The following is a 21,446-nucleotide window of genomic DNA, read 5'->3' on the forward strand; positions in this document are numbered from 1 at the left end:
CCTTACTTTCTTAGAGGATAGGAACTTTGGCTGAAAGAAGTTAAAATAGAAGGAATTTCGGATAAATAAGGAGAAGAAGTTATAAGGTTCCTTAAATGGAAAAATAAAGTTGTGGAGGAGTAAAATGACAAACGATTCAAACGTTAATAAACTTCCAGCAAGAAGTGAAATTAAAGTTGAAGATACTTGGAGACTCGATGATATTTTTACAAATGATGATGCTTGGGAAAAGGAATTTCAAGAAGTGAAATCATTACTTCCAAGAGTACAAGAATTTCAAGGAAAACTTGGTGAGTCTGCGGATACTTTGTATGAGGCATTACAATTTCAAGATCATTTATTAGAAAGATTAGGAAAGTTATACGCTTATTCGCATATGCGTTATGATCAAGATACAACGAATTCCTTCTATCAAGCTCTGGATGATCGCATGAGAAACTTATATGCGCAAGCTGCAAGTAGTTTAGCTTATATCGTTCCGGAGTTGTTATCGATTGATGAGGAAAAGCTCAATAAATTCTTAAAGGAAAAAGAGGAATTAAGGCTTTATGAACATTCCTTAGAAGAAATTAATCTACAACGGCCACATGTTCTGCCTGCTGAACAAGAAGCATTATTAGCTGAAGCCTCAGAAGTATTTGACTCTTCAGAAAATACATTTGGAATGTTAAATAATGCAGACCTTGAATTTCCTTCCATTAAGGATGAAAATGGTGAAGAAGTAGAAATCACACATGGAAGGTTTATTCGGTTTCTTGAGAGTCCTGATCAGAGAGTGCGTCAAGATGCCTTTAAAGCAGTGTATGAAACATATGGAAAGTTTCGTAATACCTTCTCTAGTACTTTAAGTGGAAATGTAAAGAAAAACAATTTTAATGCCAGAATCCGAAAATATTCATCTGCACGAGAGGCCGCACTTTCAGAAAATAATATTCCTGAAAATGTTTATGATCATCTTGTTAGCACGATTAATAAACATTTACCGCTCCTTCACCGTTATGTGAAATTACGTAAAAGAGTATTAGGGCTTGATGAACTACATATGTACGATTTATATACTCCACTTGTAAAAGACGTCAAAATGGAAATTAATTATGAAGAGGCAAAAGATATTTTATTAAAAGGCTTGGCCCCCTTAGGTGAAGAATATATCTCTGTTTTAAAAGAAGGCTTTGATAACCGCTGGGTAGATGTTCATGAAAACAAAGGGAAACGAAGCGGTGCCTATTCATCGGGGTCCTATGGTACAAATCCGTATATTTTAATGAATTGGCAAAATAATGTGAACAACCTATTTACATTGGCTCATGAATTTGGTCACTCTGTTCATAGTTATTACACACGTAAAACGCAGCCTTATCCATATGGGAATTATTCAATTTTTGTTGCTGAAGTAGCGTCAACAACAAATGAGTCCTTATTAAATGATTATTTATTGAATACAATAGATGATGAACAGAAACGAATTTATCTACTTAATCACTATTTAGAAGGTTTTAGAGGCACAGTTTTCCGTCAAACGATGTTTGCCGAGTTTGAACACATGATTCATCGAAAAGCGCAAAATAATGAAGCCTTAACAGCAGAAGCCTTAACAAATGATTATTATGAGTTAAATAAAAAGTACTATGGTTCAGATATTATTGTGGATGATGAAATTGGACTTGAGTGGTCTAGAATTCCTCATTTCTATTACAATTACTATGTGTATCAATATGCAACAGGTTATAGTGCTGCCCAAGCTTTAAGCAAGGGAATCTTAACAGAAGGGGTACCTGCCGTGGATAGATATATTAATTTCTTAAAAGCCGGCAGCTCCGATTATCCAATTGAGGTTCTGAAAAAAGCGGGAGTAGATATGACAAGTCCAAAGCCTGTTGAAGATGCATGTAAAGTGTTCGAAGAAAAACTAACAGAACTTGAACAATTGTTGTAAGATAGATAGAAAGCTGGCTTCCGACAGAAAAGGAAAGCCAGCTTTCTCTTTATAATCCCTTAAACCGATTTCGATTGTTCAGATAAAAAAAGATTAGAAAAAGGGCGAGAAAGAGAACGGGAGAGGTCAAATAAATGGGTAGTATCTTCATCAGACCGAACAAATTGAGAATGAAGGAAAAAAGGGCAAACAGGATCAAGAAACTAACATAAAGTTTTTTATTCATCTTCTTGTTCCTCCTAACTATGTGGTAAGTAATAAACATCACATTATATACATGGATATATGCAAGAAACGATAGAATTAGGACGTGAATTTGACAAAAATGTGAAATAAGGTACAAAGCCATTGTTTTCAGCTATCTGACGTGATATATTAAGGGCGTGAAGTTGATCACAAGCAAACATATACCCCTTTGTTTGACCGTGAAAAATTTCTCCCATCCCCTTTGTTCGTATTTAATTGAAAAAGACCTTGCATATGCAAGGTCTTTTTCGTTATTCAATTTAGCTTGAAGGTACATCAGGATTGGATATACTTCCAAAATGCACCATGTTTAACCGGAATCTTTTCAACAATTTGCTTGAGTTGTAATTTTTTTAAATCCTTTTCTGCTTCTTGAATTGTTTTATTATAAACAACAGCTACTTCCTTAGAGGCAACAACATGATAATGTTTTAGAAATGTTTCTAAAGGGGGTGGAGATGTGCGAATTGGCTTATCCTCCAACATTTCCGTGATAATTTGTTCATAAATATTATAAGGATAATACCCTGTAATTTTAATTCCTTCGTCCTCAATGTTTTGATTAAAGAAAACCAATGTTGGAATTTCGGTTACTTCCATTTCTGAAGTCACCTTTAGGTCACATTGAAAGGCCTTGGCCGCACTATTCGAATGAATATCCGAAAGGAACTCTGAGACATCTAATCCGCTTCTTTTCGCACAGACTTGTAAAACTTCCAGTGTGGAGATGTTTTGCTTTTCAAGAAATAGCATCTCTTGTAGTTTACGAAGAAATCGAATCCCTGCCTTCCTACCTTGAAGTTCCGCAGCTTTAATGGCGATAGAAGCTAAATAGGGTGAAGATATTGGATTTTCCAACCATAGACTACCATCACAAGACATTCCTGAACGGCATGCCGTTTTATCCCATAACTCTGCGATACTTTCAAACTTATGTTTCCTATCCAGATTAAGTGTAGCGATTTTTCCACTTATCACATGCTTTAAAGTAAAATACTTTCCATATTCAATGGAGAGCTTCTTTAAAATGGGTTCAAGTGCCCAACATTCAGCGCTAAGTGGATCGAAGAACATATAAATTTCTAACGGCTTGTTATCATTACAGTGACAGGGATAGGAAGCGTAATTTGTTCCCAGTGCTTCTAGATTTGTCACATTCTCTCACCTTTCATGCTTTGATTTTCATCCGTATTAATCATATGTTGAGCGGTTAGGACGAGCCGTGAAAAGAAATTCTCACGAAAGCTGCCGCTTAAACCAATTTCATCCATTGCTTCATTCATACATTGTAGCCAAGCTTTTGCTCGAGTTTCTGTAATTTCAAATGGCAAATGTCTTGCCCTAAGCATCGGATGCCCATGTTCCATCGAATATAGTGGGGGGCCTCCTAAAAACTGAGTCAAAAATTGTTTTTGTTTACGTACAGTCTCTGTTAAATCCTCTGGAAATATCGGAGCGAGATCTGGATGAATGCTAACACGACGATAAAAGTCATCTATGAGTTCGTGAAGTGTTTCCTTACCAATCAGGTCAAATGGTGTAGGGATATTCTCAACCATAAAAAAACCCCTTTACGTTTAATAAGAAAGAATTCTATAAGTTTAATAGTCATAAACTTAAGCAATTTCTTTAGTAAATTCTCTTATATTTTAACAAGCAAATTTCTATATCACAAACGAAAGAGCTTGGGGACATGAAAAACTGTGTTAAAACAGATAAAAAGGGGCTATTAATATTAGACTGAAAGATGCTGTTTCACCTTTTGTACATATTTGTGTGTTTCTTTAAAAGGAGGAATGCCTCCATATTTATCGACATTCCCTGGTCCAGCATTATAAGCAGCAAGCGCAAGCTCAGTATTGCCATGATATTTGTTAAGCATTTGACTTAAATATTTCGTTCCAGCCATAATATTTTCATAAGGGTCAAAAATATTACTAACCCCTAGTCCAGCTGCTGTACTAGGCATCAACTGCATAAGACCTCTAGCTCCAGCAGGACTTACTGCATTGGCATTAAAGTTAGATTCTTGTGTAATGACCGCCCGAATTAACTTAGCTGGTACTTGGTATCGTTGTGAAGCTTCCCCAATGATTTTATCGTAACTGCCTACTCCAGGAATAGAATGGGATAACTGAATGGGAAGCTGGCCCGTTGATGGGAAGACTTTTGGCAATGGTAGATTTGGTTGTTGATTTGTGGAAGATAGCTTACGGTCGGAATCGATTGCACTAGTCAGTAAGTCCGTAAATAACGTATTCGAATGTAGTTGGTTATGTTTTTTCTGATTAAGATTTTGCAATGCTTCTATTTCTAGTAACATTTTTAATGGGCTCACATTCATGAATCAATGCTCCTCATTCGTCTCTTTGTTTTCTAATAGCTGTTGTTGCTGCTCGTAAAATCGTTGAATCTTATTTTTAGTTTGGCGAATAGGGATATGCAATTCTGTCAGGAAAGATTTAAATACTGACAATCCTTGTTTTCTATTCGTCACTTCAAATTCTACTTCATAATCTACGGTATTTAAATAGGAGCTCTTATCCAAGACAAGTAACCCGTTTTGATAGGTTAGTTCGGCTCGTTCAGTTGTGAGAGATCCAAAATAGATTAATCGAGTAACATCGATTCCTAATCGAGTGATTTGCGTCTTTACAACGCCATCTTTAATCAGACCCCCTTTTAAAAAATCCTGAGCTTCTTGGGCCGTTAAGTTTTGATTGGTTTCTAATAAACCATCAGGGTGGGGCTGTTTAAGGGTCATTTCAAAATGGGTCTTCTTTTCGCGAATGCGAAGCGCACAACCTTTATTTTTTAAAGCAAAATCATTTGTATCAAAATAATGATTCATTTGCGTGAAAATCTGATCCTCAGTAAAATGAAGCTTTTCCTTGATTTTATTGAATTCTTCTATATTTAGGAGGTTTTTAAATTCAATTTCGATGGTTTGAGACATGTCATATAATTCCTTCCTACCTTCATTTTATCCTAAGAATAACTTGTATTTTTATTGAAAGCAATGCTTAGTATAAGATGTCACCATATGATAAAATAAACAATGGAAACGAAAGGAGAAGATCAACATGAGTGAAAAATTAATCATCCAAGAAAGTACCATCATCAATGAAAAGGAAGTCGTGTTGGAAGTAGAGGAGCAAGTAACAATAGAAAATTTTAAAGCAAGCGGTCAAATGCTTGTTGATTCCGATAATCTTTCATTTGTTTATTTAATGGAAAACGAAGAAGGGTATACATATATCGTCCTTCCAACCAACAATTGGAAGGATTTGAAAACGATTTTAGAGAATAACGGTTCTGTCTATTTATCAAACAAGAAAGAGCGGTTATTATTAACTAATTTTCAAGAGGAATTATCTTATTTAATTGATAATATTAAAGGAAATAGCAATTACGGTGAAAAGATGGTTACTGAAGTAGAAACTGTATTCGCGTAAGGTGGTTGTTCTATGGAAGACTGGGAAACATTTTTGTCACCATATAAACAAGCAGTAGATGAGTTAAAAGTAAAACTAAAAGATATACGCAGGCAATATTTATTGCAATCGAATTATTCTCCGATTGAGTTTGTAACAGGTCGAGTAAAACCGATTGCTAGCATCTTAGATAAAGCAAAGCAAAAAGGGATTCCTCTTCATAAAATTGAAGATGAGATGCAAGATATCGCTGGTATTCGAATGATGTGTCAATTTGTAGATGATATTAATAAAGTGGTCGAGTTAATTCGTAAACGAAATGATCTTGAAATTGTAGAGGAAAGAAACTATATTTCTCATAAGAAGTCAAGTGGCTATCGGTCTTATCATATTGTCATCCGTTATCCAATCCAAACCATTAATGGTGAAAAGAAAATCTTAGCTGAAATTCAAATTAGAACTTTAGCAATGAATTTTTGGGCAACTATTGAACATTCACTAAACTATAAATATAAAGGACAGTTTCCTAAAGATATCCAAATGAGATTAAAAAGAGCAGCAGAGGCTGCTTATCAATTGGATGAGGAAATGTCAATCATTCGTGGTGAAATTCAAGAGGCTCAAGCCTTTTTTAGCAGTAAAAAAGAATCTCAGCAAAATGGGGATAGGAAATAGAGTGGAAGGGGTGAGAAAAATATGAAGTTTGCGATCCAATCAAAAGGTGACGATAGTTCAAACACATTAATGCATCGTATTAAAATGTATTTACTTGATTTTGACTTAATCTATGATGAGGATCAACCAGATATTGTCATCTCCGTTGGTGGAGATGGGACATTACTCTATGCGTTCCATCGCTATAGTAGCCGATTGGATAAAACAGCTTTTGTCGGTATTCATACAGGTCATCTAGGGTTTTATGCTGATTGGGTGCCGGAAGAAATTGAAAAGCTGGTCATAGCAATTGCCAAGACACCCTTTCAAGTCATTGAATATCCGCTGCTGGAAGTCATTATCCGTTACCAAAATGGTGGGCGTGAGTCGAAGTATTTAGCTTTAAATGAATCCACTGTCAAAAATATTGAAGCAACACTTGTGATGGATGTTGAAATACGCGGAGAGCACTTTGAGCGTTTCCGGGGGGATGGTCTCTGTGTCTCTACACCTTCTGGAAGTACAGCTTATAATAAAGCTCTTGGTGGTGCGATTATTCATCCGTCCATTTCGGCCTTTCAAGTGACCGAAATGGCATCTATCAATAATCGAGTATTCCGGACCATAGGTTCCCCGCTCGTATTACCTGGACACCATACTTGCATGCTTAAGCCTGTGAATCAAACTGATTTTCATATCACCATTGATCATTTAACCTTGCTGCATAAAGATGTGAAATCGATTCAATATCGGATATCAGACAAGAAAATCCGTTTTGCAAGATTTAGACCATTTCCATTTTGGAAAAGGGTACATGATTCATTTATTTCAGATGAATAAGAAAATTTTAAGTAGTTAGAGGGAATTAGAATGGCGGGATTTACACTGCAATGGACGGTTTGTTCGGAGGATGCTGGAAGAGATGTTAAGACGTTTCTAAAAGAACAGAATGTCTCTAAAACAGCATTAACCGATATAAAGTTCAAAGGTGGAAAAATATCAGTTAACCAACAAGAAGTGACCGTTCGTTATCTTTTACAACATAATGATGTATTAACGGTTATCTTTCCGGTGGAACAACCAAGTGTAGGGTTAAATCCTGAAAATATACCTTTAGACATTCGCTATGAAGATGACTATCTCCTTGTTGTGAATAAGCCATCCGAAATGAATACGATTCCTTCTCGGGAGCATCCGACTGGAAGCCTAGCAAATGGTCTCATACATTATTTTAATCGATTAGGCCTCCAAGCAACCGCTCACATTGTAACAAGGTTGGACCGTAATACTTCAGGTTTGGTACTTGTTGCCAAGCATCGCCATATCCATCATTTATTAAGCGAGCAGCAAAAGAATGGCGGCATTGAAAGAACCTATGAAGCATTTGTAGAAGGTCAGCTCAAACAGAAGAGCGGAAGGATAGAAGCACCCATTGGCAGGAAGGAAGACAGTATTATTGAGAGGGAAGTTCGGGATGATGGTCAATATGCGTTAACCCATTTTCAGGTACTTCAACAACTGCCATCTTTCACTTGGATACAATTAAGATTAGAAACAGGAAGAACCCATCAAATTCGTGTGCATCTATCTCATATCGGACACCCGTTAGTAGGGGATGATCTTTATGGGGGCAAGCTTGATTTAATGGATCGTCAGGCTTTGCACTGCAAACGTCTACAGTTTCGCCATCCGCTTTTGGAAAAAACGCTAGTGTTAACAGGAGAACTTCCTGAGGATCTGAAAAGATTAACGTTAAACTAACAAGAATACGGATCTTATTTTTATATGTATAATGATAAGATCCGTATTGTTATCACGTTATTTATCGGAATTTTTCTTCAATATAAGGCATGGTCGATGGAACGGATACAATCTCAAATTCAGGGTAACGAAGACAAGAAAGTTTACCGCCAAACACAGCCCCTGTATCAATATTATACGTATTACCAACTTGTCTCACTTCTTTAACAGGGGTATGTCCATAGACGATGAAAGGTTTACCTTTGTAATTTAAAGCCCAATCTCTTCTAACAGGCGAGCCATCCGGGTGCTTTTCACCGGTTATATCACCATAAAGCACAAACGTTTTTACCCGTGAGTTTTGTTTTCCGATCAATTCTTCACTGATCCCGGCATGCGCAATAATAAGCTTATGGTTGTCAAGACTTGCATAGAGAGGAGCATTTTCATATAATCTCATAAAAGAACGACGGATTTTCTGTTGTTCTTTTTTGTTTAATGCTTCATATTCAGCAACTGTTGTTTCTAGACCATGGCTTATCTGGACTTTATTGCCAAGAAAGAAACGGTATAATTTATTGCAGTGGTTGCCAGGCACATAGTAAGCTAAATCCATTTGAATTAACTCATGGACAACTTCTATTACTTTTATTGATTCGGGACCACGGTCGGTTAAGTCTCCCACAAATCCAAGCTTTCTACCTCCGGGATGAATCGGTATACCGGTTTGCCATTGGTAGCCAAGTAATGTTGTTAATTTCTGTAACTCTGTAAAACAGCCATGGATATCGCCAATAATATCAATACTCATATATAATAAGCTCCTTTTTTTGAATAGAAATATTTTATTAAATTGCGAGTTTTTAAAGGAGGAAAAAATGGAACATGGTTTATCAGTTACATCTTTATTAATTGTTATTTTTGCTGCGTTTTTAACCCCTCTTATTTTACACAGATTGAAATTAAATATGATACCAGTTGTCGTTGCAGAAATTTTGATCGGTTTAATTATTGGGAAAAGCGGTTTTGATCTTGTAAAAACGGATATGTGGCTTGAAACACTTTCTACACTTGGATTTATCTTTTTAATGTTTTTAAGTGGCCTGGAAATTGATTTTAAGGCGTTTTCTGGTGGGAAAAAACGAGCAAAACTGCCAAATGGTAAACTTGAGCCCAATACATTTTTAACGGCAACGATTATTTCTATCGGAATTTTTATTCTATCGCTGCTATTATCTTATTTATTTGTTTTAGCTGGGTTTATCGATAATGTCTTTTTGATGACCATTATTATATCAACAATCTCCCTTGGAGTGGTTGTCCCGACCTTAAAGGAAGCACATCTTATGCAAACTTCCATAGGACAAATCATTTTATTAGTTGCTGTTATTGCTGACTTAGTAACAATGATTTTGTTAGCTGTATTTGCTTCGCTTTATGAAGAGGGTGGAAATACATGGCTGCTACTTATCTTATTTGCTGCAGGGGTACTTCTATACTTATTGCTACGTTCATTCAATAATAAGAATACTCCATATCTAGATTCAATGGCTACGGGTACGATTCAAATTGGAACTAGAGGCGTTTTTACACTTATTATTTTTCTTGTTGCGATTTCCGAAACCGTAGGAGCGGAAAATATACTAGGAGCTTTTTTAGCAGGGGTACTTGTTTCTTTACTGTCACCAAATCAGGAATTAGTTCATAAACTTGATTCTTTTGGGTACGGCTTTTTCATTCCGATCTTTTTCGTGATGATTGGTGTTAATTTAGACATTTGGACACTTTTCAGTGAACCGAAATTACTCCTGTTGATCCCATTATTATTGATAGGACTGTTGTTATCAAAGCTTATCCCGGTTTATCTTTTAAAGCGCTGGTATGATACTAAAACAGTAATTGCTTCCGGGTTTTTTACTTACATCTACGTTATCCCTTGTAATTGCCGCAGCTACGATCGGTGAGAGTATGGGGGTCATTACGAATGAAATGAGTGGAATGTTTATTTTAGTTGCTGTTATTACTTCTGTATTTACACCAATCGTTTTTAAAAAAATGTTTCCGTTGGATGGCGAACATATGAAAAAGATAGAGGTTGCTATTATCGGGGCCAATCAGTATACTTTACCCGTTTATCAAGAATTAAAAAAGGGGCTTTATGAACCAACAATTTATCATAAAAAACAAGAAAAATTAGAGAATCAATCAACGGATAAAGTATTTGAGATTTTCGAAATACCTGACTTTTCAATAGAGTCTATCAATAATACCAAGATTCACGAGGCTGAAATTGTGGTAATTTCAACAGGTGAGGAGGAAATTAATGCGATCCTTGGAAAAGCATTAAAAGATCAGGGAGTCGAACGCGTGATTTGCCGGGTCGAACGACCGGAAACAGAGATCGCTTTAAAAAGTTTGGGAATTGAAGGTTTTTCAACCTTGTTATCTACAAAGACTTTATTGCGTGCGTTGATAGAATCTCCACATATCCTTAATATCCTGACAAACGTTGAAAACTCATTATATGAGATTCAATTATACAATCGTAAATATGACGGTGTTACGTTACGGGAATTTCCTTTTACGGGCGATGTGATTTTCGTTCGTATTTTCAGAGGAAATGATTCCATAGTTCCACATGGTGAGACCGAATTGCAACTTCATGACACCTTAATTGTTACAGGAACGAAAGAGTATGTAGAGGAATTAACGCAGGAACTTCAATATGGAAATTATTATCTTTAACTTCATTCAGTAAATGTTTTTGTACCGATAGCTTGCGATAGGTAAAGAAGTCCTTGACTTTTTATAAGTGGGGGCTGAATGCAAAATGTTTGTTTGATTCAGTAGGAGTTTAAACCACAGCTGAATGAAGTTAAGCCACCGGTGGATGCCTCGGAATTTAGGATATTTTATCAGGGCATCTTAGTCCGGCGAAAGGCACAGGATTTGGCGTTTTGAAGGTGATTAAAATCCGGGCGCAAATTCGACGGGGCGAATTTGATTTTCTGTGGTGCTAGTGTTATTGATAATTGAGTTCATTTCTTTTCTTTTTAATATGATTATAGTAAAATTAAGACTAGGTACTAATAACTTGTGGTAACAGTGGAGGTTAAATAAATGACAATTAGTCTAGCAGGCAAAACATTTGTCGTAATGGGAGTAGCAAATAAACGAAGTATTGCTTGGGGAATTGCTAGATCTTTGCATGCTTCAGGGGCACGCCTTATTTTTACATATGCGGGAGAGCGTCTTGAAAAAAGTGTGACTGATTTGGCTCAATCTTTAGAAGGAGCGAGTGACTCGCTAATTCTGCCTTGTGATGTAACAAGTGATGAAGATATAGCAAAATGCTTTGCTCAAATTAAAGAAAAAGTGGGCACCATTCATGGAATTGCCCATTGTATCGCATTTGCGAACAAGGAGGAGCTAGAAGGCGAGTATATGAATACAACCCGTGAAGGCTTCCTGTTAGCACATAATATTAGTGCTTATTCTTTAACAGCTGTTGCGAAAGAAGCTCGTCCGCTAATGGCTGAAGGCGGGAGCATTGTAACCCTCACATATCTTGGCGGTGAGCGCGTCGTGACGAATTATAATGTCATGGGTGTTGCAAAAGCGTCTCTTGATGCAAGTGTTAAATACTTAGCAGCAGATCTTGGTAAAGAAGGGGTTCGGGTAAACGCAATTTCCGCTGGACCAATTCGAACTTTATCTGCCAAAGGAATCAGCGATTTTAATTCTATTTTGAATGTTATTGAAGAACGAGCTCCGTTAAGAAGAACAACAACACCAGAAGAAGTTGGAGATACAGCTGTCTTCCTATTTAGTGATATGTCTAGAGGAATCACAGGTGAATTCATCCATGTGGATTCTGGATATCATGTATTAGGTTAAGAATTTGACAATAAGAACCCACTGCTAAATAAAAGGCAGAGGGTTCTTATTTTTTTAGAAACAAATTCTGCAATTGCTGCATAGATATATGGGGAGATGCCCTAATAAGGAGGAGACTCTTATGTCCACAAATCAATCACGAGAACCGCTCTTATATATTATGCAGCCTGCAATTAAATTTCCGAAGGCGAATATGCAGGAAACGTTTACTGTGGCGAAACCCGGTAAACAAAAACCTTTATTGAATGGTGAAGCGAAAGAAAGGTTTGATTCAACGAAAGAAGAACCGGTACTTATTGAAAATAATGAAGTAAATAATGATGAAGGCGAGATCAAGGTAGAAACAAAGAAACAGAGTCCTGAAAAAAGGGCTTCAAAAAAGTTTGATTCAAAAAAAGAAGATCCGGTACTTATTGAGAGAAATGAAGTGAATAACGATGAAGGAAATATCAAGGTAGAAACAAAGAAACAGAGTCCCGAAAAAAAGGTTTCAAAAAAGATAGAAGCTGAAGAAGTTCGAGAAATCATTGAGCAATATCATCAAGTTCAAAGTGTGGAGGAAGATCCATCACCTTCGCTACCGCGAACAAAAAAATCTTATTCCTTTAAACCAGTGAAAAGCTTTAAGGAAATGGCAATACCAGATAAATTGAACTATTTGTCTAATTTCCCAAAACAATTACCGCCTGTTCCATGTATCTTTATTACGCAAAACAGTTCGATTAAAGGGTTTTTACTTCACTCAGCGGAAGACTTCATTGAAGTAAAACAGTTTAATAATAAGAAAATTGAATTATACACAAGTGATCTTATTAATATTAAAATGATCGGTCTTAAATAAAAAGGCCAGCTTGTGCTGGCCTTTTCTATCACAATTAGCAAACGTTTGGAATGAATACATCCTTGAGGCATTGAACCGCACAGAAGCAACTAAGGTCAACTGTTACACAATCTTCTGTTGCAGCGAATCTTCTTATTTCCATTTCACAAATTTCCTGTAAGTTAATGCAGCAATCCTCTACCATATCGTTTGAGTCACAACTAGCTGTTCCAGTTCCCTCTATTGGTCTCAGTACACGAAGGGTCGCACAGCAGTTATCGAATACTTCTTCTACTCTAAAGAAAATCGAAGTACAAAAACCAAAGCCGGGATCGTTTTTACTTTTGAAGAATGCATGGAATGGGGAACCATCTGCCGTTTGTAATACAATAACCCTTGTGTTTTTTCTATTATTTTCTGGTTGTGTTGCCCCTAGTGTTCCAAGTGGCTCACGGAAGCAACTTTTTGGACATTCACAATCCTCTTCAACAGCATTATCTTGAATATCTTTAATCGCACGAACAACGTCACAAATGCAATTATCATGAGAAAAAGCATCTTTATCTTTTTTTCCACAACCCATATTATTTCCTCCTTGTAATTCTAGTGATATTACACTAATAACATATTGAAAATGGGGCAAATGGGTAACGGACAAACGCCTTTTTTTTGAAAAATAGGCGGATAACAGCAACACTTTGACAAGGAGTTTCAAGGTAAATAGGAGAGTGGATCGGAGATGGATATTACCTTTCTAGAATTACTTTTGTTAGGATTAGCCTCGTTTCGGCTGACCCGGTTATTTGTTTATGATAAAATTACCGCTTTTATTAGAAATGTATTTATAAAAGAAATAGAAGAAAAAGATGAAAATGGGGAAGAGACTGTTTATTTAATTCCAAAAGATGGCGTGATCAAAGGATTTTTTGGGGAATTATTAAGCTGTTATTGGTGTACAGGAGTATGGTCATCGCTTGGTTTGTACGGATTGTATGTGAGTTTACCAACTATAGCTGTACCCGTAATCATTATTTTAGCAATTAGTGCTGTGGCCGCTATTATTGAAACTGTTATTCAAAATTGGTTATAAGTTTCCTTTTTTTGACCTCCATTTCTAGACATTTGTTTTACACAAGCTATCTATTACAGCATATAATACAATAACTTTGATGAAATGGAGGGGTATTATGAATCAAGATAAACCTAAAAAACAGTCAGCAACTTCTGCCCCAACTCAAGTGAATTACCGAAAAAAGGCAAAGAAGAAAAAGGGCTGCGGATGTGGAAAAAGAAAGGCATAAGTGGATGAAATATCATGGATATTATAAAAAAGCGTAGGATCGATTTAATGAGATGCTACGCTTTTTTGTTTGTCGATTTACAGTGGAAAATAATAACTTTTAGGAAATCATTCATAAATTACTATTAAAAGCAGAAAATAAACGTTGTACAAATTACGTAACTTTACATAGGAAGGGTAGACTATGAAGAAATTAACGAAAGCCATTATGATGATTTTTCTGTACTTAGGGATTGTTACTGGTTGTAATAAAAATGAGGTTCAAGGAAATCAAGATTATATGACCTTAATGCAGACAACGAATCCAACGCCAACAAATATTGTCTCTGGAAAGAATCATGTAACAGCAGAAGAAATTAAAAAAGATGTAGAAAAGAAGAGAGAGTATATTTATGATGTAGCAGTTATTAAAGGGGAAAACGAAGACCTTGTCGTCTACAAGGTAAAGCACCTTCAAAGGTTTCGGATGAATAAGATTGAAAAAGAAATAACAGAGATGCTTGAGAAAAAATATCCCGATGAGAACTTTGTTGTTTCGAGTGACTATAAAATCTTTTTAGAAGCGGTTCGCTTAGGGGAGAAAATGAAGGACCCTCATTTTTCTAAAAAAGATGCACAAAAAAGATTGGATGAAATCATTAAATTAAAGAACGAGTTGACTTAGGAAAGGGGTAAGCAGCATGGCTAATCAAGAAAATAAAACTCCTGAACAAAAGAAATATGATCAAATCCAGCAAAAGCATGAAATTAAACGGCCTGTTTTTAAAAATTGTATAAAAGCGTTTTTAGTTGGAGGAACGATTTGTGCCATCGGACAGGCCATTAGTTATTTTTATATTTATAATTTTAATTTCACTGAACAAACAGCGGGGAATCCAACAACAGCAACACTTGTCTTTATTTCCATGCTGTTAACAGGTTTTGGTGTTTATGACCGAATTGGACAATTTGGGGGTGCAGGAAGTGCAGTTCCGATTACGGGATTTGGTAATGCTGTTGTTTCAGCTGCGATTGAACATCGTACCGAAGGATTTGTTTTAGGTGTTGGTGGGAATATCTTTAAGCTAGCCGGTTCAGTAATAGTATTCGGGGTGTTTTCGGCTTTTGTTGTTGCTTTAATAAAAACGTTGCTCATCATGTGGGGGGTGATTTAATGCATATCGGAAAACAATCATGGGTTTTTGAGAACCAACCAGTCATTGCTGCAACAGGAGTTACAGGAGGACCTTTTGAAGCAAACGGGAAGTTAGCTGCGGACTTTGATCTCCTCCATCATGATTTATGGATGGGGCAGGATTCGTATGAAAAAGCGCAAAGAACTTTAATGGAGGAAGCCATTCAAATAGCGTTGCAGAAGGGAAACTTGCAAAAGGAGGATATTGAGTTCCTTATAGCAGGTGATTTAATTAACCAAATGACACCATCAAGCTTTGCAGCACGAACGGCTCAAATTCCTTATTTAGGAATTTTTGGGGCTTGTTCGACCTCAATGGAAGGCCTTGCCTTGGCATCTTTTATGATTAATTATAACGGTGCAAAAAATATTATTACAGGTGTTTCCAGTCATAATGCAACTTCTGAGAGACAATTCCGTTATCCAACTGAATATGGAGGCCAAAAACCACCAACTGCACAATGGTCGGTCACAGGGGCTGGCGTTGCCCTTGTCACTGCCAACGAAAATCAGGACAATCTTCCTTATACCACATCTGCCACCATTGGGAAAGTGATCGATATGGGCTTAAATGATCCATTTAATATGGGAGGAGCGATGGCACCAGCTGCTGCTGATACAATAATTGCTCATTTCGAGGACCTTGAACGTGACCCCTCTTACTATGATTTAATTGTGACGGGGGACTTAGCGAAGGTTGGAAGAAGTGCCACTCTCGAATTATTGGAAGATAAAGGCTTACAGATAGATGAGGAACGTTTTCAAGATTGCGGCATGATGATTTATCAAGACGATCAGCCTGTTCAAGCTGGTGCCAGTGGACCGGGTTGCTCGGCTACCGTTGTATATGGCCATTTATTAAATCAAATGAAGAAAGGTGTATATAAGCGTATCTTAGTTGTGGCTACAGGTGCGTTATTATCACCGCTGTCTGTTCAACAAAAGGATAGTATACCTTGTATTGCTCATGCCGTTTCAATCGAAATTTAGAATTTTGTTTAGAAAAGGGGTTTTAGAAAATGTTATCGATGTTTTTTTGGGCTTTTGTCGTTGGTGGACTTATATGTGTGGTAGGTCAGTTGTTATTTGATGTGGCAAAATTAACACCAGGTCATGCGTTAAGTCTATTAGTGGTTATCGGAGCCTTACTTGATGGGTTAGGGTTGTATGAGCCACTTATTGACTTTGCAGGAGCTGGAGCGACTGTTCCGATTTTGAGTTTCGGAAACTCCCTTGTTCATGGTGCCATGCAGGAAGCGGAGCAACATGGAATTATTGGTGTATTGACAGGAATGTTTGAAATTACAAGTTCAGGAATCTCAGCAGCAATCGTCTTTGGTTTTCTAGGGGCACTCATCTTTAAACCGAAAGGCTGATTGTATATCCTATTTATGCCTGTTTTTAGATTGAAGAGGCCTAACTTCAGAAGCCTGCCTCACAAATTGACATCTTGTTCATATTCTATAATGACTCAAGGAATAAGTGAGGTGAAAAAATATGGGCTTCTGTGGTGGATACGGCTATGGTGGCGGCGGCGGTTATGTCGGCGGCTATGGCGGTGGTAACACTTTTGTGTTGATCGTCGTACTGTTTATTTTATTAATCATCGTTGGTTGCAGCTTCTGTTAATTTCTAATCTCCCCTCCTGAAATAGAAAGCCGCTCAATATGGGGCGGCTTTTTTCGTTTATTTTTTCCTCACCAATTCCCAGCCTTTTCATACTATATAAGAGATTAAGACAGCTAACTGAAAGGTAGTTGTGACTGAAGAGGGAGGCCTATAAATGGATAATCATTTCTTTAAAAATCTTGAGAAGAAAACAGGCGTAAATATGAATGAGATTTTAGAGTTAGCGAATTCATTACAAAATGCTAATTTTAAGGATGAAAAAACAGTACGTCATGTCATTCAACGTGTTTCAAAAATAGCAAATAAACCAGTATCGAAAGAAACGGAAAATAAAATTGTTGAATCAATTGTTAAAGATGGGAAACAATTAGATTTTAATACGATTTCGAAAATGATGAATAAGAAGTAAGAAAAAAGCTGTCAGATTTGACAGCTTTTTTAAATGGTAATTTTAATACCGTACAGAAGATAAAAACCTTGATGGTTTTGCTTTTTTCCCTCGCCAATGATTAGGAACTGAAAGGTATAAAGCCTCTTTTGCCCGGGTGATCGCAACATAAAGTAAACGCCTTTCTTCCTCAAGTGGTTCGCGGTCGCCTTCACGTAACGAATCCAAGGCAAAGTCATGGGGCAAACTGCCATCTACCGTTCCGATGATATAGACTGTTTTATATTCTAATCCTTTTGATCGATGAATGGTACTTAATGTAATTCCGTCTTTACGTTGTTTGCTTTGCATTTTGATTTCCTTGTTCATAGCTGCCATATGGTTTGTGTGTTGGAGAAACTCTTGTATGGATGTAAAGTTCTTGGCAGCCACCTTTAAATCCCGAAGATCATCTGAACCTTTATCCCACTGATTCCCTTCACTTCCTCGTTTTTTAATAAACTCCCCAAAACCAAGCTCTTTCTCCACTTTATTAATGGCCTCAAGAGGTGAAAGGGAAGAGAGGGAACGAACGACGGGTAAGACCTTCTTTAATTTTTTCTCTTGAAAAGCAAAATTCGTTTTAACATCATTTAAGCATTGTAGCAATGTGGTATCGTTTAAAATGCTACTAGCCTTCATATCGGTTAAGACACTTTGTTTCAGAAATAAAGCCGGAAAAATATCAGACATGGCAGACGGATCATCTTCATTCACACTTAGTTTTAAAAAACCAAGCATACTTCGAACGATAAATCGTTCATAAAAAGATTCAATATCTTGATCGATGATGAAAGGAAGGCTTGAGTTGGTGAGTCTTTCAAAAATCGCTCGACTGGAAGTATTGGTCCGGAATAGGATCGCAAAATCATTTGGATTAGCACCTTCCGAGATTTTTTCTCCAATATCAGTAACAATCATTGTCGCTTCCTCTTCTTCATCATAAGGAAAAAATAAAATCGGTTTTTTTTCGATTGTATATTGTGCGTGCATTTTTTTCGGGCGCCTTTGTTTGTTTTCTAAAATAATTCCATTAGCTAAAGAAACAATTTCATGGGTTGAACGATAATTTTCATTTAACAGAACGACGTCTGCATAGGGAAAGTCTTTTTCAAACTCACGCAAGTATTGTGGATTGCTGCCTCGAAAAGCATAGATCGCTTGATCATCATCTCCAACGGCAAAGACATTTTTGTTTTTGGCAGAAAGTATTTTGATTAGCTCATACTGAACTTTATTAATATCCTGAAACTCATCAATGAGAAAATATTGAAATCGATTTTGATAGAGTTGTAGTAATCGATCATCTTCCCGAAATAGTTCATAACATCCTGTTAACATGTCATCAAAATCGAATAGTTCTTGACGGTGTTTAAATTCCTCATATTTTTTATATAAAAATACTGTTTTTTCTTCCCAAGTTGATATTGGCTTTACCTCATCCGGTGAAAGGAGTGAATTCTTCCAAAGGCCGATTTGTGCGATCGCCGCATCATAGGCAAACTCTTTTTCATCGAGATCTAGTTGTTTACCAGCTTCCTTCAAAATTTGTCGTCGCTGCCATTCTTTATTTAAAAGCTTTTGACTGTTCCATTTTTGGGGCTGGTGATGACTAAGAATCCGATAGAATAAGCTGTGAAAGGTACCTGAGACGAGTTGTTGAATGTCACGATTATGAATAGATGGATAGTTTAGTAGTCTTTGTTTCATTTCTTTCGCCGCTTTGGCCGTAAATGTAACGAGCATGATCTGATTTGCTTCAACACCTAGCTGTGTCATAAGGTAGGCCGTTCTTGCTGTTAATACTCTAGTTTTGCCGCTACCGGCTCCGGCTAAAACAAGCAAAGCACCATTTGGGTGAACGACCGCCTCTATTTGATTGTGATCCAAATAGATTTTATGCTGCTGAAGTGCTTCAATATAAGGGGAGCGAGCAGTAGGTAATTCTTTATGGTCCGATTGAAAGTCAGAGATTCCTTTAATCGTTTTTGCTGACTTGAAAGGTTTTCGTATCTCCATTGGCTCAGAGATTGCTCTAGATTTAGGAAGTCGAAACCCATTTAACTCCTGGTCTGATACAACCGATACAGCGACTTCATTTTGAGTTTGTTCGAATTGACAAATTTTCGTTTTATGTGAATGATGCTGGAAATAAGGATCCTTTTCAATCCCTAAAATAAGCCGTACATTCTCTGAACAAACAGGACAAAGCAATTGTCCTTTTTTTGCTTCTTCATATAATCGTTGATAAGAGGAACGATCGATCATTTCTAAATGGATGAGCTGATCCCCTTTAATCGCTGTTTTCATTGTCATTTATGATTTCATCCTTTGTACAATACTCATATGTTAATAGTTTCAATTAGATATGGAAAATAGACATTCATTATCATAACAAAAATTTAGTAGTTTCTAAAGGATGCATTGAAATGATTCAATTAATGGGTAAATAGAAAAAACTCCTTTCACAGGAGCTTTACAGTTGTTTGATCATTGTTTTATGGGGGATTCCGGCATCAAGAAATTCTTCTGAGACAACTTTAAACCCAAGCTTTTCATAAAATGGAATTGCATAAGTTTGAGCATTTAACTTTAATTTATTTAAGCCTTCTTCACTGGCAAAAGCTTGTACTTTATCCATGAGGGCTTTTCCAGCACCTGTTCCACGGGACTCTTTTAAAATACAAATGCGTTCCACCTTTCCATAACCGTCTACTACTCGAAAACGACCGGCACCAGTAGGTTTTCCGTTATTTAATAGAAGAAAATGAGTTGCCTCTGACTCAAGGGAATCAATTTCTTCTTCCTCAGGTACTTGTTGTTCGTCAACAAATACTTTTTTTCGAATGGAAAATGCGTCATTTAATTGCTCTTCGTTGGTTACAATCTTCACTTCAATTGTGTTTACATTCATAGTGTATTATTCCTTTCCAAGACGAAATGTTTCATGGACTGTCTAAGTAATATTGTAGGATATATGGAAAATATTATACCAAATTGAATGAAAAGCTGAAATAAGAGATTGAGAAACTAATAAGTAGTTGTACTAAAAAATCAGTACAAACGTATGATGAATATAGAGTGTCAGGGGAGAAAAAGAACACTCGATTATATCAAAGGGGGAACTTTCTTTGAAAAAGAAACACTCTTTATTAATGATTTTTCTACTTGTTTTAGGGACGATTTTAGCTGCTTGCAGTAGTTCTAGCTCAAGCTCAAACGAGGACTCAAGTGGTTCAAAAGAGTTGAAATTTATTAGTATTTTAACAGGGGGAACAGGCGGTACATATTACCCGCTTGGAGGAGCCTTTGCTAATATCATTACAGAAGAAACTGGAATTGAGACAAATGCAGAAACATCTGGTGCCTCTGCAGAAAACATGACCACTCTAAAAGCCGGTGATGCTGAAATTGCATTTTCACAAACAGATATCTCATCCTATGCAGTTGATGGAACGATGATGTTTGATGGAAACCCCGTTGACAATATCCAAGCCATTGGAACCCTCTATCCAGAAACAATTCAAATTGTTACAACCGAAAAGTCAGGAATCAAATCGGTTGAAGATTTAAAAGGGAAAAAGGTTTCAATTGGGGCGCCTGGCTCAGGTACCGCTCTTAATGCAGAACAAATTTTAGAAGTACATGGCATGACATTAGAAGATATTAGCAAACAAGACCTTTCATTTGATGAATCAACGACTGGAATTCAAGATGGTACGATTGATGCAGCCTTTGTAACCGCAGGGACGCCAACGGGGGCTGTTGAAGGTTTGGCAGCAACCGAAGGAATTGTAATCGTACCTATTCAACAAGATAAAGTCGATGTATTAATAGAAAAGTATCCTTTTTATATTAGTGATGAGATAACAGCAGGAACTTATGGTTTAGAAGAAGCTGTCTCAACCGTTGCTGTCCAAGCAATGTTAGTCGTTCGGGCTGATTTATCTGAAGGTCTCGTCTATGATATAACGAAAGCGCTTTTTGAGAACATGGATGGAGTACAGCATGCAAAAGCTAAATTAATTAAGGTTGAAGATGCTTTAAATGGTGTTGGGATTGACGTTCACCCTGGTGCCCAGAAGTACTTTGATGAAATTGGTGTAACGGCGGATCAATAATTGAAGAAAATAGAAAAGATGACCGGCCAAGAGATCATGGGTCGGTCATTTTCCTAACAAAATTTACA

The 21,446-nt window shown here is 36.8% G+C and carries 23 protein-coding genes and 1 pseudogene; 16 read left to right on the plus strand and 8 right to left on the minus strand.

Annotation, left to right across the window (positions count from 1 at the left end; all coding sequences use genetic code 11):
- The first annotated feature begins 124 nt into the window (after positions 1-124).
- Positions 125-1,936, plus strand: coding sequence for an oligoendopeptidase F (pepF, locus tag R4Z10_RS05360; RefSeq protein WP_338472176.1), 1,812 nt, complete (start codon positions 125-127; stop codon positions 1,934-1,936).
- 522 nt (positions 1,937-2,458) lie between these two features.
- Here pepF and R4Z10_RS05365 read toward each other — a convergent pair.
- The 4 genes from R4Z10_RS05365 to R4Z10_RS05380 form a co-directional block, all read right to left on the minus strand.
- Entirely contained in the window at positions 2,459-3,337 is an 879-nt protein-coding gene (locus R4Z10_RS05365) for a ClpXP adapter SpxH family protein (protein WP_338472177.1), read from the minus strand.
- Positions 3,334-3,741 (minus strand): globin, encoded by a 408-nt coding sequence (locus R4Z10_RS05370; RefSeq protein ID WP_338472178.1) that lies wholly within the window; start codon positions 3,739-3,741, stop codon positions 3,334-3,336. The genes R4Z10_RS05365 and R4Z10_RS05370 overlap by 4 nt, the downstream gene beginning before the upstream one ends.
- A gap of 176 nt (positions 3,742-3,917) precedes the next feature.
- The gene (locus R4Z10_RS05375; protein WP_338472179.1) at positions 3,918-4,526 is read right to left on the minus strand and encodes a lytic transglycosylase domain-containing protein; all 609 of its coding nucleotides are present in this window, start codon (positions 4,524-4,526) and stop codon (positions 3,918-3,920) included.
- Between the two features lie 3 nt (positions 4,527-4,529).
- Entirely contained in the window at positions 4,530-5,138 is a 609-nt protein-coding gene (locus R4Z10_RS05380; protein ID WP_338472180.1) for a CYTH domain-containing protein, read from the minus strand.
- A 127-nt stretch (positions 5,139-5,265) separates the two neighbouring features.
- On the opposite strand from R4Z10_RS05380, the gene R4Z10_RS05385 reads away from it, so the two are divergent.
- From R4Z10_RS05385 to R4Z10_RS05400, 4 genes are read left to right on the plus strand one after another with little or no spacing between them, the layout of a single operon-like run.
- On the plus strand, positions 5,266-5,637 hold the full coding sequence (locus tag R4Z10_RS05385) for a hypothetical protein (RefSeq protein ID WP_338472181.1): 372 nt from the start codon (positions 5,266-5,268) through the stop codon (positions 5,635-5,637).
- Between the two features lie 12 nt (positions 5,638-5,649).
- Positions 5,650-6,291: a GTP pyrophosphokinase family protein gene (locus R4Z10_RS05390; protein ID WP_338472182.1), complete on the plus strand. Its 642-nt coding sequence runs from the start codon at positions 5,650-5,652 to the stop codon at positions 6,289-6,291.
- A 21-nt stretch (positions 6,292-6,312) separates the two neighbouring features.
- Positions 6,313-7,110, plus strand: a complete 798-nt coding sequence (locus R4Z10_RS05395; protein WP_338472183.1) for an NAD kinase — start codon at positions 6,313-6,315, stop codon at positions 7,108-7,110.
- A gap of 30 nt (positions 7,111-7,140) precedes the next feature.
- Positions 7,141-8,031, plus strand: a complete 891-nt coding sequence (locus tag R4Z10_RS05400; protein ID WP_338472184.1) for an RluA family pseudouridine synthase — start codon at positions 7,141-7,143, stop codon at positions 8,029-8,031.
- A gap of 61 nt (positions 8,032-8,092) precedes the next feature.
- On the opposite strand, the gene prpE is transcribed toward R4Z10_RS05400, so the two are convergent.
- Positions 8,093-8,821 (minus strand): bis(5'-nucleosyl)-tetraphosphatase PrpE, encoded by a 729-nt coding sequence (gene prpE, locus R4Z10_RS05405; RefSeq protein ID WP_338472185.1) that lies wholly within the window; start codon positions 8,819-8,821, stop codon positions 8,093-8,095.
- Between the two features lie 67 nt (positions 8,822-8,888).
- Here prpE and R4Z10_RS05410 point away from each other — a divergent pair.
- From R4Z10_RS05410 to R4Z10_RS05420, 3 genes and pseudogenes are all read left to right on the plus strand, one after another.
- Positions 8,889-10,755, plus strand: a pseudogene (locus tag R4Z10_RS05410) (monovalent cation:proton antiporter family protein).
- A gap of 375 nt (positions 10,756-11,130) precedes the next feature.
- Entirely contained in the window at positions 11,131-11,907 is a 777-nt protein-coding gene (gene fabI / locus R4Z10_RS05415) for an enoyl-ACP reductase FabI (protein ID WP_338472186.1), read from the plus strand.
- Positions 11,908-12,028: 121 nt separating this feature from the next.
- On the plus strand, positions 12,029-12,748 hold the full coding sequence (locus R4Z10_RS05420; RefSeq protein WP_338472187.1) for a CotO family spore coat protein: 720 nt from the start codon (positions 12,029-12,031) through the stop codon (positions 12,746-12,748).
- A 34-nt stretch (positions 12,749-12,782) separates the two neighbouring features.
- Here the strand turns inward: R4Z10_RS05420 and R4Z10_RS05425 are convergent, their stop codons facing one another.
- Positions 12,783-13,310 carry a CotY/CotZ family spore coat protein gene (locus R4Z10_RS05425; protein WP_338472188.1) on the minus strand — a complete coding sequence of 176 codons (528 nt, stop codon included), beginning with the start codon at positions 13,308-13,310 and terminating at the stop codon, positions 12,783-12,785.
- A gap of 156 nt (positions 13,311-13,466) precedes the next feature.
- On the opposite strand from R4Z10_RS05425, the gene R4Z10_RS05430 reads away from it, so the two are divergent.
- The 7 genes from R4Z10_RS05430 (at position 13,467) to R4Z10_RS05460 (ending at position 17,239) form a co-directional block, all read left to right on the plus strand.
- Positions 13,467-13,817 carry a DUF1360 domain-containing protein gene (locus R4Z10_RS05430; protein ID WP_338472189.1) on the plus strand — a complete coding sequence of 117 codons (351 nt, stop codon included), beginning with the start codon at positions 13,467-13,469 and terminating at the stop codon, positions 13,815-13,817.
- 394 nt (positions 13,818-14,211) lie between these two features.
- On the plus strand, positions 14,212-14,691 hold the full coding sequence (locus tag R4Z10_RS05435; RefSeq protein ID WP_338472190.1) for a sporulation protein: 480 nt from the start codon (positions 14,212-14,214) through the stop codon (positions 14,689-14,691).
- Between the two features lie 16 nt (positions 14,692-14,707).
- The gene (gene spoVAC / locus R4Z10_RS05440; RefSeq protein WP_338472191.1) at positions 14,708-15,181 is read left to right on the plus strand and encodes a stage V sporulation protein AC; all 474 of its coding nucleotides are present in this window, start codon (positions 14,708-14,710) and stop codon (positions 15,179-15,181) included.
- Positions 15,181-16,191: a stage V sporulation protein AD gene (gene spoVAD / locus R4Z10_RS05445; RefSeq protein ID WP_338472192.1), complete on the plus strand. Its 1,011-nt coding sequence runs from the start codon at positions 15,181-15,183 to the stop codon at positions 16,189-16,191. Before spoVAC ends, spoVAD begins: the two co-directional genes overlap by 1 nt.
- A 29-nt stretch (positions 16,192-16,220) precedes the next feature.
- On the plus strand, positions 16,221-16,577 hold the full coding sequence (gene spoVAE, locus R4Z10_RS05450) for a stage V sporulation protein AE (protein ID WP_338472193.1): 357 nt from the start codon (positions 16,221-16,223) through the stop codon (positions 16,575-16,577).
- 121 nt (positions 16,578-16,698) lie between these two features.
- Positions 16,699-16,830, plus strand: a complete 132-nt coding sequence (locus R4Z10_RS05455) for a YjcZ family sporulation protein (protein WP_338472194.1) — start codon at positions 16,699-16,701, stop codon at positions 16,828-16,830.
- Between the two features lie 154 nt (positions 16,831-16,984).
- The gene (locus tag R4Z10_RS05460) at positions 16,985-17,239 is read left to right on the plus strand and encodes a stage VI sporulation protein F (protein WP_338472195.1); all 255 of its coding nucleotides are present in this window, start codon (positions 16,985-16,987) and stop codon (positions 17,237-17,239) included.
- 42 nt (positions 17,240-17,281) lie between these two features.
- Here R4Z10_RS05460 and R4Z10_RS05465 read toward each other — a convergent pair whose 3' ends face one another.
- Positions 17,282-19,567 (minus strand): ATP-dependent helicase, encoded by a 2,286-nt coding sequence (locus R4Z10_RS05465; RefSeq protein WP_338473166.1) that lies wholly within the window; start codon positions 19,565-19,567, stop codon positions 17,282-17,284.
- Positions 19,568-19,733: 166 nt separating this feature from the next.
- Positions 19,734-20,156, minus strand: a complete 423-nt coding sequence (locus tag R4Z10_RS05470) for a GNAT family N-acetyltransferase (protein WP_338473167.1) — start codon at positions 20,154-20,156, stop codon at positions 19,734-19,736.
- 232 nt (positions 20,157-20,388) lie between these two features.
- Between R4Z10_RS05470 and R4Z10_RS05475 the strand changes: the two genes are divergently transcribed.
- On the plus strand, positions 20,389-21,378 hold the full coding sequence (locus R4Z10_RS05475) for a TAXI family TRAP transporter solute-binding subunit (protein WP_338472196.1): 990 nt from the start codon (positions 20,389-20,391) through the stop codon (positions 21,376-21,378).
- Positions 21,379-21,446 lie beyond the last annotated feature (68 nt).

Source organism: Niallia sp. XMNu-256, assembly GCF_036670015.1.
In the GTDB taxonomy this organism is placed as follows: domain Bacteria; phylum Bacillota; class Bacilli; order Bacillales; family Cytobacillaceae; genus Bacillus_BD.

Coding starts and splice junctions, on each gene's coding strand:
- R4Z10_RS05425 (WP_338472188.1), bottom strand. CDS start 13,310: ATGGGTTGTGGAAAAAAAGATAAAGATGCTTTTTCTCATGATAATTGC.
- fabI (WP_338472186.1), top strand. CDS start 11,131: ATGACAATTAGTCTAGCAGGCAAAACATTTGTCGTAATGGGAGTAGCA.
- pepF (WP_338472176.1), top strand. CDS start 125: ATGACAAACGATTCAAACGTTAATAAACTTCCAGCAAGAAGTGAAATT.
- R4Z10_RS05455 (WP_338472194.1), top strand. CDS start 16,699: ATGGGCTTCTGTGGTGGATACGGCTATGGTGGCGGCGGCGGTTATGTC.
- R4Z10_RS05385 (WP_338472181.1), top strand. CDS start 5,266: ATGAGTGAAAAATTAATCATCCAAGAAAGTACCATCATCAATGAAAAG.
- R4Z10_RS05380 (WP_338472180.1), bottom strand. CDS start 5,138: ATGTCTCAAACCATCGAAATTGAATTTAAAAACCTCCTAAATATAGAA.
- R4Z10_RS05435 (WP_338472190.1), top strand. CDS start 14,212: ATGAAGAAATTAACGAAAGCCATTATGATGATTTTTCTGTACTTAGGG.
- R4Z10_RS05395 (WP_338472183.1), top strand. CDS start 6,313: ATGAAGTTTGCGATCCAATCAAAAGGTGACGATAGTTCAAACACATTA.
- spoVAC (WP_338472191.1), top strand. CDS start 14,708: ATGGCTAATCAAGAAAATAAAACTCCTGAACAAAAGAAATATGATCAA.
- R4Z10_RS05460 (WP_338472195.1), top strand. CDS start 16,985: ATGGATAATCATTTCTTTAAAAATCTTGAGAAGAAAACAGGCGTAAAT.
- spoVAD (WP_338472192.1), top strand. CDS start 15,181: ATGCATATCGGAAAACAATCATGGGTTTTTGAGAACCAACCAGTCATT.
- spoVAE (WP_338472193.1), top strand. CDS start 16,221: ATGTTATCGATGTTTTTTTGGGCTTTTGTCGTTGGTGGACTTATATGT.
- R4Z10_RS05465 (WP_338473166.1), bottom strand. CDS start 19,567: ATGAAAACAGCGATTAAAGGGGATCAGCTCATCCATTTAGAAATGATC.
- R4Z10_RS05400 (WP_338472184.1), top strand. CDS start 7,141: ATGGCGGGATTTACACTGCAATGGACGGTTTGTTCGGAGGATGCTGGA.
- R4Z10_RS05370 (WP_338472178.1), bottom strand. CDS start 3,741: ATGGTTGAGAATATCCCTACACCATTTGACCTGATTGGTAAGGAAACA.
- R4Z10_RS05375 (WP_338472179.1), bottom strand. CDS start 4,526: ATGAATGTGAGCCCATTAAAAATGTTACTAGAAATAGAAGCATTGCAA.
- R4Z10_RS05430 (WP_338472189.1), top strand. CDS start 13,467: ATGGATATTACCTTTCTAGAATTACTTTTGTTAGGATTAGCCTCGTTT.
- prpE (WP_338472185.1), bottom strand. CDS start 8,821: ATGAGTATTGATATTATTGGCGATATCCATGGCTGTTTTACAGAGTTA.
- R4Z10_RS05420 (WP_338472187.1), top strand. CDS start 12,029: ATGTCCACAAATCAATCACGAGAACCGCTCTTATATATTATGCAGCCT.
- R4Z10_RS05390 (WP_338472182.1), top strand. CDS start 5,650: ATGGAAGACTGGGAAACATTTTTGTCACCATATAAACAAGCAGTAGAT.